13 protein-coding genes and 1 tRNA gene are annotated in these 14,419 nt (G+C 71.3%); 9 read left to right on the forward strand and 5 right to left on the reverse strand.

Features of this window, described 5'->3' with window-relative positions:
- Positions 1-65 precede the first annotated feature (65 nt).
- Complete coding sequence (locus tag AB0K35_RS19205; protein ID WP_238670063.1) at positions 66-1,343, reverse strand: MFS transporter; 1,278 nt, start codon at positions 1,341-1,343, stop codon at positions 66-68.
- A complete protein-coding gene (locus tag AB0K35_RS19210; protein ID WP_363886596.1) occupies positions 1,340-2,689 on the reverse strand; it encodes a GH1 family beta-glucosidase in 1,350 nt (449 codons plus the stop codon). Before AB0K35_RS19210 ends, AB0K35_RS19205 begins: the two co-directional genes overlap by 4 nt.
- 188 nt (positions 2,690-2,877) lie before the next feature.
- Here AB0K35_RS19210 and AB0K35_RS19215 point away from each other — a divergent pair, with 188 nt between their 5' ends.
- Positions 2,878-3,324, forward strand: coding sequence for an SRPBCC domain-containing protein (locus tag AB0K35_RS19215; protein WP_238670061.1), 447 nt, complete (start codon positions 2,878-2,880; stop codon positions 3,322-3,324).
- Positions 3,325-3,566: 242 nt separating this feature from the next.
- On the opposite strand, the gene aceE is transcribed toward AB0K35_RS19215, so the two are convergent.
- On the reverse strand, positions 3,567-6,305 hold the full coding sequence (aceE, locus tag AB0K35_RS19220) for a pyruvate dehydrogenase (acetyl-transferring), homodimeric type (RefSeq protein ID WP_308193520.1): 2,739 nt from the start codon (positions 6,303-6,305) through the stop codon (positions 3,567-3,569).
- Positions 6,306-6,483: 178 nt separating this feature from the next.
- Between aceE and AB0K35_RS19225 the strand changes: the two genes are divergently transcribed.
- A complete protein-coding gene (locus AB0K35_RS19225) occupies positions 6,484-6,960 on the forward strand; it encodes a hypothetical protein (RefSeq protein WP_363886598.1) in 477 nt (158 codons plus the stop codon).
- A 26-nt stretch (positions 6,961-6,986) separates the two neighbouring features.
- Positions 6,987-7,391, forward strand: coding sequence for a YjbQ family protein (locus tag AB0K35_RS19230; RefSeq protein ID WP_238670059.1), 405 nt, complete (start codon positions 6,987-6,989; stop codon positions 7,389-7,391).
- A 301-nt stretch (positions 7,392-7,692) separates the two neighbouring features.
- Here the strand turns inward: AB0K35_RS19230 and AB0K35_RS19235 are convergent, their stop codons facing one another.
- A complete protein-coding gene (locus AB0K35_RS19235; protein ID WP_357361893.1) occupies positions 7,693-8,217 on the reverse strand; it encodes a hypothetical protein in 525 nt (174 codons plus the stop codon).
- A 376-nt stretch (positions 8,218-8,593) separates the two neighbouring features.
- On the opposite strand from AB0K35_RS19235, the gene AB0K35_RS19240 reads away from it, so the two are divergent.
- From AB0K35_RS19240 to AB0K35_RS19265, 6 genes are all read left to right on the forward strand, one after another.
- Positions 8,594-8,998 carry a MarR family transcriptional regulator gene (locus AB0K35_RS19240; protein WP_363886929.1) on the forward strand — a complete coding sequence of 135 codons (405 nt, stop codon included), beginning with the start codon at positions 8,594-8,596 and terminating at the stop codon, positions 8,996-8,998.
- Positions 8,999-9,049: 51 nt separating this feature from the next.
- The gene (locus AB0K35_RS19245) at positions 9,050-11,674 is read left to right on the forward strand and encodes a thiamine pyrophosphate-dependent enzyme (protein WP_363886600.1); all 2,625 of its coding nucleotides are present in this window, start codon (positions 9,050-9,052) and stop codon (positions 11,672-11,674) included.
- A gap of 112 nt (positions 11,675-11,786) precedes the next feature.
- Entirely contained in the window at positions 11,787-12,224 is a 438-nt protein-coding gene (locus AB0K35_RS19250) for a DUF3052 domain-containing protein (RefSeq protein WP_030330240.1), read from the forward strand.
- Positions 12,225-12,311: 87 nt separating this feature from the next.
- Entirely contained in the window at positions 12,312-12,776 is a 465-nt protein-coding gene (locus AB0K35_RS19255; RefSeq protein ID WP_238671480.1) for a peroxiredoxin, read from the forward strand.
- 76 nt (positions 12,777-12,852) lie between these two features.
- Positions 12,853-12,924 (forward strand) — tRNA-Val (locus AB0K35_RS19260).
- A gap of 205 nt (positions 12,925-13,129) precedes the next feature.
- Complete coding sequence (locus AB0K35_RS19265; RefSeq protein WP_363886602.1) at positions 13,130-13,759, forward strand: HAD-IA family hydrolase; 630 nt, start codon at positions 13,130-13,132, stop codon at positions 13,757-13,759.
- A gap of 6 nt (positions 13,760-13,765) precedes the next feature.
- Here the strand turns inward: AB0K35_RS19265 and AB0K35_RS19270 are convergent, their stop codons facing one another.
- Entirely contained in the window at positions 13,766-14,359 is a 594-nt protein-coding gene (locus tag AB0K35_RS19270; protein ID WP_363886604.1) for a Pr6Pr family membrane protein, read from the reverse strand.
- Positions 14,360-14,419: the final 60 nt, after the last annotated feature.

Here is a 14,419-nt window from a genome sequence, read left to right on the forward strand (position 1 = left end):
AGCCTACGGCGGTACGCGACTGCTTTCCGCCACGGCCCCCCAGGGCGTGCGTCAAAGCCCCTGGCTCACGGGACCGAGCGGATCTTGACGACCAGCGCGCTGCCGAGCAGGGTGACCACGGCGGTGACCGCGTAGAGCGTGGGATAGCCACCCAGGTACACCACGAGCGGGGCGGAGAGCGCCGGGCCGAGCACCTGCGGCGCCGAGTTGGCGATGTTGATGACGCCCAGGTCCTTGGCCCGGTCGGTGGCCCGGGGCAGCACCTGGGTGATCAACGCGGCGTCCACCGACAGGTAGACGCCGTAGCCCGCGCCGAGCAGCAGCGCCGCGACGATCGCCATCGGCCAGACCGGCGCGACAGCGAGCAGCAGCGCCGCCACCGCCATGATCAGCCCGGAGACGATCACGTAGATCTTGCGACGACCGGAACGGTCGGACATCCGGCCGGCGACCACAGCGGTCAGCATCATCCCGAGCGTGTAGAGCAGGATCAGCACCAGCAGGCCGCCCTCAGGGTCGGGGTGGCGCACCCCGTCGCTGAGGAAGTACAGCAGGTAGAGGGTGCCCAGGGCGTTGCCCAACTGGACCAGGAACCGGGTGATCCAGGCCCAGGCGAAATCCGGGTGCCGGCGAGGGCTGATCCACATCGAGGCCAGCAGCGCCCGCGTCCGGATCGCCGGCCGATGGGTACGCGGCAGCGGTTCGTCGGGGGTGAGCAGCGCGAACGGCAGCGACAGCAGCAGAATGGCCACGGCGATGGCCAGGTAGCCGGCGGCGTTGCCGGTGACCACGGCGGTGACCAGCACCGCGCCGAGCACCAACCCGAGCGCCTGCGGGATGCCCACCCACCCGGAGACCCCGCCGCGCTGGCGCACCGGGACCCGGTCCGGGATGGCGGCGGTGAGGCTGGCCAGCATCGCGTTGAAGCAGACCTGCGCGGCGACCCAGCCGAGGGCGACGCCGAGGATGGTCCGTTGCTGGGCCAGCAGCACCAGGGCCGCCGCGCCGAGCACCGCCCCGCCCGCCGTCCAGACGTGCCGACGACCGAACTCGCGGCCGGCGATCCGCAGGCAGGTCCGGTCGGAGAACGCGCCCGCCAGGGGGTTGGCCAGCACCGCGGCCAGCGCGCCGAGGCCGGTGACCACGGCCAGCATGTTCTCCTTGTCGCCGGGCGCGATCTGCTCGATCTGTTGCGGCAGCAGCACCTGGATGGGCGTGAAGAACGCCATCCACACGCCGAGGTTGGCCGCGAAGATCAGACCGATCCAGCCGCGCCGCACCGGCACCGTCGGCTCGGCGAGCGCCGCCGGCAGCGACGACGGCGTCGGGTCGAGGGTGGTCACCGCGCCGACCCCGGCCGGCTGGCCGCGATCACGTCCCGCAACCAGGTGTACGACGACTTCGGCGTACGGGTCTGGGTGGCGTAGTCGACGTGCACCAGACCGAAGCGCTTGGTGAACCCCTCGGCCCACTCCCAGTTGTCCAGCAGCGACCAGACGAAGTACCCGCGGACGTCCACCCCGTCGTCGATGGCGGCTCGGACGGCCCGCAGGTGCCCGTCGAGGTACGCGATCCGCTCCGGGTCGTCCACCTGCCCGTCGGTGTCGGGGGCGTCGTCGTACGCGCAGCCGCTCTCGGTGATCTCGATGGGCGGCAGCGCGTCGCCGTAGGTGTCGCGCAGCCAGCCGAGCAGCTCGCGTAGCCCGTCGGGGTCCACCGGCCAGTCGAAGGCGGTGCGCGGGTAGCCGTCCAGCGGCACGAGGTCGAACGGCAGGGGAGAGCCCTCCTCGGCAGCCCGTACCCCGGTGGGGTTGTAGTAGTTCACGCCGAGCACGTCGATCGGCGCGGCGATCGTGTCGAGGTCGCCGGGGTGGATGACGCTCGGGTCGAAGCCGGGCAGCTCCGGGTAGCCGCGGCCGAGCAGCGGGTCGGTGAAGAGCCGGTTGTGCAGCGCCTCGTACGCCGCCCCGGCGGCCCGGTCGGCTTCGTGGTCGCCGAGCACCCGCACCGGCGAGTAGTTGTTGGCGATCGCCACCGGGCTGGCGGTGTGGGTCCGCAGCGCGGCGACCGCGAGCCCGTGCCCGAGCAGTTGGTGGTGGGCAACGGGGAAGGCGTCGAACAGCAGCATCCGTCCGGGGGCGTGCACACCCATGCCGTAGCCGAGGCTCATGTGGATGAACGGCTCGTTGAGGGTGATCCAGAGCCGGACCCGGTCGCCGAGGCGGGCGGCCGTCTTCTCGGCGTACTCGGCGAAGCGGGCGGCGGTGTCGCGGTGCATCCAGCCGCCGGCGTCTTCGAGGGGTTGCGGCAGGTCCCAGTGGTAGAGGGTGGCCACCGGGTCGACGCCGGCGGCCAGCAACTCGTCCACCAGGCGGTCGTAGAAGTCCAGGCCGGCCGGGTTGGCCGGGCCGGCGCCGGTGGGCTGGACCCGGGGCCAGGCGATGGAGAACCGGTACGCGGTGACGCCGAGGCCGGCCAGCAGCGCCACGTCCTCGGAGTGTCGGCGGTAGTGGTCGCAGGCCACCTCGCCGCTGCTGCCGTCGCTGATCCGCCCGGGGGAGCGCGCGAAGGTGTCCCAGATGGACGGAGCGCGGCCGTCGGCAGTGGTGGCGCCCTCGATCTGGTGGGCCGATGTGGAGACGCCCCAGCGGAAGCCGGTGGGGAACTGGGGCATTGGTGCGGTTGACATGCGCCCTCCCGGTCAACGTGAAACGTGCTCGGGACTTTAGGGCGCTCTCGATGAATGCGCCATAGGCCGGCCTGACGCAATGCGCAATGGTTGATCGGCGTGTCTTTTTCCGAACCCGTCCAGGTAAGTCCGATTTAGCGCATAGAGTGCCGATATCGTGGGATGTCCTCACCGGAGGAAAGACGGAAATGATCCTCGTGGAACGCAGTGCGCACGTGGCGGCGCCAATTGAAGTGGTCTGGGATGTCGTGCAGCGGGCCGAGCAGTTGCCGGCCTGGCTGGCCGGGGTCCGAGCGGCCGAAGTGCTCTCGGGAGAGGGCTTCGGGCGGCGACAACTCGTCCAGGCGGGGCGCGGCTCGGCGCATGAGGCCGAGGTGATCGCCTACCAGGAGCCGACGCTGATCGGCTGGCGGGAACGGGCAAAGGGTGCCGGTGCTCGTGCGGAGGCGCGCACCGAGATCTACGTCCAGCTCACCGGGGACGAGGAGGAGGGCGGGACCGTCGTGCGCCTCATAGTGGTCCGCTGGCCGGCCGGCCCGGTCAAAGCGGCCATGCTGCGCCTCGGACTGCGTCGGGTCGGCGCCGACCTGGAGGACTCGCTGGCCCGGCTCACCGACCTGGCCGCCGTCGGCTGACGAGCGCCCATCCTCCCGGCGTCACCCGCGACGGCGGTGGTCCGGATCCCCGCCAGGGCCCCCGGACCACCGCCGCTCCCGTCCCTTGTAGGCATCGATCATGGACTTGTGGTGCCTGGTGCGCGGTGATGTGCCCCCTTCGTCCACCACCACAACTCCTTGATCGACCCGGTACGGGTGTGGGGAACCAGCCAGAAGGGCCCGGCGCGTCAGCGCCGGGCCCTTCTGGGGTCGTGCTCTGTCTAGCTGTCGCCGCCGGTCTCGCCGACCGGAGCGGCGTTGACGTCGTCGATCGCGTACTTCTTGGCGGCCTCGGCCGGCACCGTCGCCGCCACCGCGCCGCTGCGGGCGAGCTGCCGCAGCGTGGCCACCACGATCGACTCCGCGTCGACGTGGAAGTGCCGGCGCAGCGCGTGCCGGGTGTCCGACATGCCGAAACCGTCGGTGCCGAGCGACGTGTAGTCGCCGGGTACCCAGCGGGCGATCAGGTCCGGTACCGCACGCATGAAGTCGCTGACCGCGATCTTCGGCCCGTCCGCCTCGGCCAGCTTCTGCTGGATGTACGGAACCTTCGCCTCGGCGCCCGGGTTGAGCAGGTTGTACTCCTCGGTCTCCACCGCGTCGCGGCGCAGCTCGGTCCAGGAGGTCACCGACCAGACGTTGGCGCCCACCCCCCAGTCCTGGGCGAGGAGCTGCTGGGCCTTGAGCGCCCACTGCATCCCGGTGCCCGAGGCGAGCAGGTTGGCCTTCGGGCCGTCGACCTGCGGCGCCGGCGAGTAGCGGTAGATGCCCTTGAGCAGGCCCTCCACGTCCACGTCGGCCGGCTCGGCCGGCTGCAGCGTCGGCTCGTTGTAGACGGTCAGGTAGTAGAAGACGTTCTCCTGCGCGTCCCCGTACATCCGGTGCAGACCCTGCTCCAGGATGTGCGCGATCTCGTACGCGAACGCCGGGTCGTACGCGACCACCGCCGGGTTGGTGGCGGCGATCAGCAGCGAGTGCCCGTCCTCGTGCTGAAGGCCCTCACCGTTGAGCGTGGTCCGACCCGCTGTGGCGCCGAGCAGGAAGCCCCGGGCCATCTGGTCGGCCGCGGCCCACAGCCCGTCGGCGGTCCGCTGGAACCCGAACATCGAGTAGAAGATGTACATCGGGATCATCGGCTCGTCGTGCGTGGCGTACGCCGAGCCGGCCGCCGTGAACGAGGCCACCGAACCGGCCTCGTTGATCCCCTCGTGCAGGATCTGCCCGGTCGTCGACTCCTTGTACGACAGGAACAGCTCGCGGTCGACCGAGGTGTAGCGCTGGCCGTGCGGCGAGTAGATCTTCGCGGTCGGGAAGATCGAGTCGAGACCGAAGGTGCGGGCCTCGTCCGGGATGATCGGCACCCAACGCTTGCCGAACTCCTTGTCCTTCATCACGTCCTTGAGCAGACGGACGAAGGCCTGCGTGGTGGCCACCTTCTGCTTGCCCGAGCCGCGCTTGATGTCGGCGAACCGCTCCGGGCCGGGGATGGCCAGCCGCTTCGTGCTGGTCCGCCGGGACGGCAGGTACCCGCCGAGCTGCTCGCGCCGCTCCTTGAGGTACGCCATCTCGTCGGACTTCTCGCCCGGGTGGAAGTACGGCGGCAGGTAGGGGTTGTCCTCCAGCGCCGAGTCCGGGATGTCCAGGTAGAGCCGGTCGCGGAAGGTCTTCAGATCCTCCAGCGTCAGCTTCTTCATCTGGTGGGTAGCGTTGCGGCCCTCGAAGTGCGAGCCGAGCGTCCAGCCCTTGATCGTCTTCGCCAGGATGACAGTGGGCTGACCGGTGTGCTCGGTGGCCGCCTTGTAGGCCGCGTAGAGCTTGCGGTAGTCGTGCCCACCCCGCTTGAGGTTCCAGATCTCGTCGTCGCTGAGCGGCTCGACCATCTTGCGGGTCCGGGCGTCGCGGCCGAAGAAGTGCTCCCGCACGTACGCGCCCGACTCCGCCTTGTAGGTCTGGTAGTCGCCGTCGGTGGTGGTGTTCATCAGGTTGACCAACGCGCCGTCGGTGTCCGCGGCGAGCAGCGGGTCCCACTCACGGCCCCAGACAACCTTGATCACGTTCCAGCCGGCACCCCGGAAGAACGCCTCCAGCTCCTGCATGACCTTGCCGTTGCCCCGCACCGGGCCGTCCAGCCGCTGCAGGTTGCAGTTGATCACGAAGGTGAGGTTGTCCAGCTCCTCGCGGGCGGCAACGCCGATGGCGCCCAGCGTCTCCGGCTCGTCCATCTCGCCGTCGCCGAGGAACGCCCAGACGTGCTGCTGGGAGGTGTCCTTGATGCCGCGGTGCTGCAGGTACCTGTTGAACCGGGCCTGGTAGATCGCGTTCAGACCGCCGAGACCCATCGAGACGGTGGGGAACTCCCAGAAGTCCGGCATCAGCCGAGGGTGCGGGTACGAAGGCAGCCCACCACCGGGGTGCGACAGCTCCTGGCGGAACCCGTCGAGCTGGTGCTCGCTGAGCCGCCCCTCCAGGAACGCCCGCGCGTACATGCCGGGGGAGGCATGGCCCTGGTAGTAGATCTGGTCGCCACCGCCCGGGTGGTTCTTGCCCCGGAAGAAGTGGTTGAAGCCCACCTCGTAGAGCGACGCCGAGCTGGCGAAGGTGGAGATGTGCCCGCCGACGCCGATCTCCGGGCGCTGAGCCCGGTGCACCAGCATGGCGGCGTTCCACCGGACGTACGCCCGGATCCTCCGCTCGACGTGCTCGTCACCCGGGAACCAGGGCTCGCGCTCCGACGGGATGGTGTTGATGTAATCGGTGGTGGTCAGGGGCGGAACCCCGACCTGGCGCTCACGGGCGCGCTCCAGGAGGCGCAGCATGACGTAGCGGGCGCGTTTGGCCCCGCGTTCGTCGATGACACCGTCAAGCGACTCGACCCATTCGCTGGTCTCTTCAGGGTCGATGTCCGGAAGCTGGCTCGGTAGGCCGTCGCTGATCACCGGGCGCTTGCGTTCCGTAGCCACAGGCGTTCCCTCGGTTGTGTGTGGGATAGGTCTCTAGCGCCATCCTGCCCCCTGGTGGCACCCGTCGTCACGTCTAGGTCCCCCCGACGCGATGCTGAACACAGGTACTCGCCAGTAACTTAGCGCGACGACCCGGTGAAACCCGACCGGTTTGACCGCTACTCCTACCGTTACCGCCATGAACGGACGCCGTGTCGCGGTCGCCGCGAGCATGATCGTTGTCGGGGTGGTTGGCCTGGTCATTGGCGCTGTCGGCCTCGCCTCCGGCAACCTGCCGATGGTCGGATTGGTGGCCCTGGGCGCCCTGGTGGCCGTGCTCGGCGCGGGCCTGCTGCGCGACGCGATCCGCGCAGCCCGTCTGAACGGCCACGATGGCCGCCGCCGCCGCCGCCGTCCGGACTCGGACGCCGCCGGGTACGGCTTCTACCCGGTGCCCGCCGGGGACGCCGGGAGCGGGCACGTCGGCCACCAGCGCGACGGCGACCACGACCGCTCCGACGGTACGGAGCCGGCCGGCGGCAGCGGCGACTCCGGGGGAGGCTGGTCCGGCTGGGGCTGGTCCAGCGGTGACTCCGGCGGCGGCTGGTCCGGCGGTGACTCCGGCGGCGGCTGGTCCGGTGGCGGCGACTCCGGTGGCGGTGGCGGCAGCTCCTGACCCCACCCTGCGGCAGAATGCGACGTATGCGCAGCGACGTGATCACCGTCCAGACCGGGTCCCGGCCGACCGTCCGGGACATCACCGCGGAGGCCCAGCAGTTCGTCTCGGGCGAGGGCGACGGCCTGCTGCACGTCTTCGTGCCGCACGCCACCGCCGGCCTGGCGATCATCGAGACCGGGTCGGGGTCCGACGACGACCTGCTCAGCGCCGTGAACGACCTGCTCCCCACCGAGGACCGCTGGCGGCACCGACACGGCTCGCCCGGCCACGGCCGCGACCACGTGCTGCCGGCGTTCATCCCGCCGTACGCCACGCTGCCGGTGCTCGGCGGTCGACTGGCGCTCGGCACCTGGCAGTCGATCTGCCTCGTCGACACCAACGGCGACAACCCGACCCGCCAGGTCCGCTTCTCCTTCCTCCCCGCCTGACCTCGCCCGCACCTCCCACGCCCGCCCCGAACTCCGCGCCGCCCGCGTCCCGCGCCGCCCGCGTCCCGCGTCCCGCGCCGCCCGCGTCCCGCGCCGCCAAGCCAAGCCAAGCCAAGCCAAGCCAAGATCGTGCTCGATCCTGGATTTAGTGGTCTGCGGTTCGCCGGATGCCACTACAACCAGGATGTTGCGCGATCTTGAGAGTCGACCTCGTCGAACGTCGGGCGTCGACCTCGTCGAACGTCGGACGGCGGACGTCGGGCGTCGACCTCGTCGGACGTCGAACGCCGGGCGGATCGGATTACCGCCTGCGGAACAGACCCTGGCTCCGCATGCCGGTCAGGCTGCGGGTCGGTGCGTCCCGGTAGCGCAGGCGGACCGCTCGTTGACTGGCGGCGATGAACTGCCGACGCGCGGCCCAAACCTCCTCGTGAACCAGGCTGATCTCGGCAGCGGTCGGGATCGGGTGCGCCGACCCGAGTCGGGCGAAGCGGTAGTCGGCTTCGTGTAGGCCGACGGCAGCGTCCACGGCCCGCCCGGGCGCGAGGAGGCGGATCTTCGTGAGAGCGGCCATCTTCTGCCGGTGCGCGGTCTCGACCCGTGCCACCCAGTCCGGGGCGTCATCTGCCGCCGTTCCTTCGAGGTGGTCCCGGACCGCCCGGGACGAGTCGAAGCTCGAATCCAGGAAGGTCACGAGCACGTCGACCAGCACGTCTCTCGCCCAGCGTTCCCGCTCGCGCTGCCCTGAGTAGTAGATGTTCAGCGCGGCCAGCACCGCGGCGAGCGCCGCCGCGATCGCCGAGACGAAAGAGGCTTTGTCTGCCACAGCACCTCCTCGTGCTCGCCGCCGACTCTCGCCGGTCGCGAGGCATCGGGGTCACGACGATCGCCCGGCGGCGCAGGGCGACGTGGGCACCGACAGCCTGCCTGACGCCTCCCGGACACGGCAATGGCAGAGCCGTGGCGGCCGGCGGCGGGGCGTGGACCTGGGCTTGGCGCCCGTAGGTCGGGACGGGCCGGTGTTGCCAGTCCGGTCGTGTGTTGGAACTGCGCAGCTCCGGCGGCCAGGCCCGCCCCGGACCTGATCGCTGAGCTGCCGCGACGGGTGTGCGGCGTACGATGTGGTCGTGACGCGGCAGGTGGGTTCCGCTGTGGGCGGGCCGGCGGATCGGGCCGGTCTCGCTGCCGATGTGGTGCGACGGATGGCACACGTCACCGCCGCGCTGCGACACCGGCAGGGCTCCGCGTTCGCCGACTTGGGGCTCACCCCGGCGGCGGCCCGGGCGCTGCGGGAGTTGGACCCGGACCACCCGTTGCCGGCCCGGGATCTCGCCGGTCAGTTGGGTTGTGACCGGTCGAACGTGACGGTGTTGGTCGACAAGCTGGAGCAGGCCGGGTTGGTCGAGCGCCGCACCGACCCGAGGGATCGGCGGCAGAAGACGCTGCTGGTGACCGAGGAGGGTCGCGTCGTGCGAGCCCGGGTGATCGGGGTGATGTCCGACTCCCGACTCCTGTCCGGGCTGAGCGACGAGGAGCTGAGCACCCTTCGTGACCTGGTCTGGAAGGTGTCCGACGGCGGCTGCCCGGAATCCTTCGGGCCGGAGTGAGCGCACCCCTGCCGGCCGTGTCCCACTGGGCGAGCAGGGCTTCCGTCGGTAATGCTGTCCGACGTGACCACCCCGCAAGATCTCGACGACCGGTTCCGGGAGACGCTGGCGGCGCTGCCTGCCGCCGAGCGGCGGCGTGACCCCGCCGACCCGGTCACCGATGACGCCCCGCTGACCGGCGCACAGGTGCTGGACCTGTTCGACGCGCAGGTGACCAGCCGGCAGCTCGACCTGGCCGGCCGCTGGTTGCGCAGCTTCGGGGAGGGTTTCTACACCATCGGTTCGGCCGGGCACGAGGGCAACGCCGCGGTCGCCGCCGCGCTGCGTCCCACCGATCCGGCGCTGCTGCACTACCGCTCGGGCGCCTTCTACTGCCTCCGCGCCGCCCAGGTCGCCGCCGACCCGACGCTGGCCACCGACTCCGAGTCGTCCGTTGACCCGCCCCGGACCGCCGACTCCGAGTCGTCCGTTGACCCGCCCCGGTCCGCCGACTCCGAGTCGTCCGTTGACCCGCCCCGGTCCGCCGACCCTGACCAGGACGCCGACCGAGCGCGGACCGTTGCCGCCGAGCGGTCCGAACGTGGGTCGACAGTCGACGGCGCATCGACACGTGGCCCCGAGCCGAACGCCGATCTGTCCGAATCGGAGCCTGCCGTCGACGGCGCATCGACACCGGCGGTCGGGGTCGGCAACGGGTTCGGGGCGTACGTCGACGCGGCCCGGGACGTGCTGCGCGGGATGGTCGCGTCAAGCCTTGAGCCGATCGCCGGGGGCCGGCACAAGGTGTTCGGCCGGGCTGACCTGGCCATCGTGCCGACCACCTCGACCATCGCCTCGCACCTGCCCCGCGCGGTCGGAATGGGACTGGCTGTGGAGCGGCTGCGCCGGCTGGACAGCGCCGGTCGGCGTACCGGGGCCGGCGTGCGGGTGGGCAGCGGCGCGGGCGCCACGCACGCCCCCTGGCCACCGGACGCCATAGTGGTCTGCTCCTTCGGCGACGCCTCCGTCAACCACGCCAGCGCCACCGCCGCCTTCAACACCGCCGGGTGGTACGACCACGCCGGGCTGCGGATCCCGGTGCTCTTCGTCTGTGAGGACAACGGGCTGGGCATCAGCGTCCGCTCACCGGAGGGCTGGGTCGAGGCGACCCTGCGGGCCAAGCCGGGCATCCGCTACTTCAGCGTGGACGGGGCCGACCCGGTGCGGACGTACGAGGTGGCGGCGGAGGCCGCGGCCTGGGTACGCCGTACCCGGCGGCCGGCTGTGCTGCACCTGCGCACCGTGCGGCTGATGGGGCACGCCGGGGCGGACGCGGAGTCGGCGTACCGGAGCCCGGCCGAGCTGGTGGAGGACCTGGACCGGGACCCGGTGGCCGCCACCGCGCGGCTGCTGGTCGACGCGGGTGTGGCGACCGGCGAGGAGCTGCTGGCCCGGTACGACGAGACCGGCTGGCAGGTACGCCGGCTGGCCGAGGAGGTGCTGGGCGAGCCGAAGCTGGCGTCCGCGGCCGACGTGGTGTCGGCGCTGGCCCCACGTCGTCCGGTGCGGGTGGCGCGGGCGGTGGCCGACGCCGCGGCGCGGGCCAGCGGGCCGGGCGCGGGCGCCCGAGCGGAGGCGTTCGGCGGCAAGCCGCCGGAGCTGGCCGGGCCGATGACCCTGGCGCAGAGCATCAACGCGGCACTCGCCGACGGGATGCTCGACCACCCGCAGATGGCGCTCTTCGGTGAGGACGTGGCCGCCAAGGGCGGCGTGTACGGGGTGACGAAGGGGCTGCGCGACCGGTTCGGGGCGGCCCGGGTCTTCGACACCCTGCTCGACGAGACGTCGGTGCTCGGCCTGGGTCTCGGTGCCGGGCTGGCCGGGATGCTGCCGGTGCCGGAGATCCAGTACCTGGCGTACCTGCACAACGCCGAGGACCAGTTGCGCGGTGAGGCGGCCACCATGCGGTTCTTCTCGCAGGGGGCGTTCCGCAACCCGATGGTGGTGCGGGTGGCGGGCCTGGCGTACCAGGAGGGGTTTGGCGGGCACTTCCACAACGACAACTCGGTGGCCGTACTCCGTGATGTGCCCGGTCTGGTGGTCGCGGTGCCGGCGCGGCCGGACGATGCCGCGCCCATGCTGCGGACCTGTCTGGCGAGCGCGGCGGTGGACGGCAGCGTCTGCGTGTTCCTGGAACCGATAGCGCTCTACCACACCCGCGACCTGTACACGGATGGTGACGGGGAGTGGCTGGCCGGCTATCCGGAGCCGGGTGGGTGGGTGGCCGGGCACGTGCCGATCGGGCGGGCCCGGGTCTACCGGGTCGGCTCGGCGGACGACCTCACCATCATCACCTTCGGTAACGGGGTGCGGATGTCGCTGCGGGCCGCTGCCGTCCTCGCCGAGGAGGGGGTGGGCACCCGCGTGGTGGATCTGCGTTGGCTGGCTCCGCTGCCGGTGGCGGACATCATCAGGGAGTCCTCGGCGACCGGCCGGGTGTTGGTGGTGGACGAGACGCGCCGCTCGGGCGGGGTCGGCGAGGGCGTGATCGCCGCGCTTGTCGACGCCGGATATGTCGGTGCCGCGCGTCGAGTGGCGGCAGTTGACTCGTTTGTACCATTAGGTCCGGCAGCACGTCACGTACTGGTCTCCGCGGAAGCCATTACCGACGGTGCCCGTACGCTGCTGGCACGGTAAATTCCGTTCCACCCGGTGCGCCACTTGCGCGCAGACCAACAACTGTGTGGACTTTGCCTGACGGCGTCGCACCGACGCCGCGAGCAGGGACGAGATGAGGAGGCACGCGACAGTGAGCGCGACCGCTGGTCAGGCCGCCGACGGGGTACGCAGCCTGGCGGACCGGTTCGGGATCGAACCGGGGATGGTCGTCATGGAGATGGGGTACGACGACGACGTCGACCAGGATCTCCGAGACGCCCTGACCGACCGCTGTGGAGATCTGGTCGACGAGGACACCGACGAGGTGGTCGACGCGGTGCTGGTCTGGTACCGGGACGGCGACGGTGACCTTTTCGAGCTGCTCGTCGATGCCCTCGGCCCGCTGGCCGACAACGGCGTCGTGTGGCTGCTCACCCCGAAGGCGGGGCGCGAGGGGCACGTCGAGCCGAGCGAGGTCGCGGAGTCCGCGCCCACCGCCGGCCTTCAGCAGACCTCGACGGTCAACGCCGGCCGGGACTGGAGCGGCGCACGTCTGGTGCTGCGCCGAGGGGCCAAGGCCAAGAAGTAGCCAGCGCCGCTCCGCTCGCCCGACGGTCCGCCCACCGCCGGGTAGCAGGCTGACGCCGTCACCCGACTCGACGCGAGGAGAGTTCGTATGCTCATCGAGGTTGGTGCCGAAGCACCCGACTTCGTGCTCAAGGACCAGAACAACCAGGAGGTCCGTCTCTCGGACTTCCGGGGCAGACGCACCGTGCTGCTGGTCTTCTACCCGCTCGCCTTCACCGGCACCTGCCAGGGCGAGTTGGGCGAGGTGCGCGACAACCTCGGCGAGTACGTGAACGACGACGTCCAGGTGCTGACCGTCAGCGTCGACTCGGCCTACAGCCACAAGATCTGGGCCGACCGTGAGGGCTACCAGTTCCCGATGCTCGCCGACTTCTGGCCGCACGGCGCAGTCGCCCAGGCGTACGGGGTCTTCAACGAGGTGGCCGGCTTCGCCAACCGGGGCACCTTCGTCATCGACAAAACCGGAGTGGTCCGCTTCGCCGAGATGAACGGCCCGGGCGAGGCCCGCGACCAGCAGGGCTGGCGCAAGGCCATCGCCGAAGCGACAAACTGACCGGGGTACGCCGTGCGCCCGGGTCGGTGGCGGGCAGGTAAGCTTGCCAGCCACCGGCCCGCCACACGGGCGATCCGGGCGCGTAGCTCAGTGGGAGAGCACTCGCCTTACAAGCGAGGGGTCGCAGGTTCGAAACCTGCCGCGCCCACCCTTCAATACCGCGTAGCCGCCTGCGAAGCCGCCGTCCACGTGGACCACCGTCCCGGCGGTCACCCATGATCCGCGCAACCGCACGGCTCCTGCTGCCTCATCGGCCCGGCAGGCAGCGCTCATCGGCCCGGCAGACAGCGGGATCACCGAAGTTGCGCGGATCTTGCCATGGCCGCCTTACCCTCGATTCGGGGAGTGTGGTCGTGGACCTGGCGGGCATTGGCGCGGTGCTGTTCGACATGGACGGCACCCTGGTCGACTCCGACGCCGCGGTGGAGCGGGCCTGGGAGCGGTGGGCCGCCGAGTACGGCGTCGACCCTGCTGCGGCGCTGGCGATCGCGCACGGCAGCCCCGCCGACCGGACCATCCGCCGGCTGCTGCCCGCGCTCGACGACAGAGCGGTCGGCACCGCCGCGGCCCGGCAGTTGGCGTTGCAGTACGACGACCTGTCCGACGTGACAGCCACCCCAGGGGCACACGACCTGCTGAACACGCTGGCCGAGCTGGGGCTGCCCTGGGCGGTGGTGACCAGCGCCGACGCGCGGCTCGCCGAGGCCCGGCTCGGTGCCGCCGGCATCAAGGCGCCGGTGCTCGTCACAGTGGAGGACGTCAGCGTCGGCAAGCCGGACCCGGAGGGCTATCTGCGGGGCGCGGCGCTGCTGGGCGTACCCGTGACGCGGTGCCTGGTCGTCGAGGACGCCGAGGTCGGCCTGCGGGCCGGTCGCGCGGCGGGGGCGATGACCGCCGCGCTGAAGGGGCTCGACGGCGACCTTCGTCTGCATGACCTGGCCCAACTGGCGCACCAACTGGAGTCGACGCCGTCGGCACCCTGACCGCTGTCAACCAGTGCGCCGCTGGGTCAGGTGGACGGCGGTCAGAGCGAGCAGCAGCAACGTGACGCCGAAGAGCACCGCGTTGAGGGCGACGGTGGGGTACCCGAAGCGGGGTACGTCGAGGAACGGGTAGAGGTAGCGGCCCTCGGCCCGGCCGACGGCGCCCCGGACCAGGATCACCGTCAGCCACAGCAGCGGGTAGCCGAGCAGGCTGACCGCGCACGCCGGACGCAGCGCGACCCGAGGCCGGCGGTTGTACCACTGCGCGGCGGCCAGCGGCGGCACCACTGCGTGCAGCAACAGGTTGCCGGCGTCGGAGACCAGCCCTCGGGCCTCGGGGGTCGCCACCATGGCGTAGCCGCTCCACGGGTTGGCCAGGACGAGGACGAAGACCACCGCCGTGCCGACGAGGTAGACGGTGAGCGCGGTGCGCAGCCGGTCACCGCACCCGGCCAGCAACACCACAAGATAGGCAAGGTCGACCTGAACTGTGAAATAGAACAGCAGCTCGACGGGCTCCTCGCGGGCGGCGACTCCGGCGAGTGCCAGCCCGACGGCGAGCACCAGCGCGGTGCTCACCCGCAGGACCCGGTCGGCCACCGGCGGACGCTACCACCGTCGCATCGATGAACGCCACGACGAGCAGCCGCGTCCGGTTCC

The organism is Micromonospora sp. NPDC053740 (genome assembly GCF_040677775.1).
Lineage (GTDB): Bacteria > Actinomycetota > Actinomycetes > Mycobacteriales > Micromonosporaceae > Micromonospora > Micromonospora alfalfae.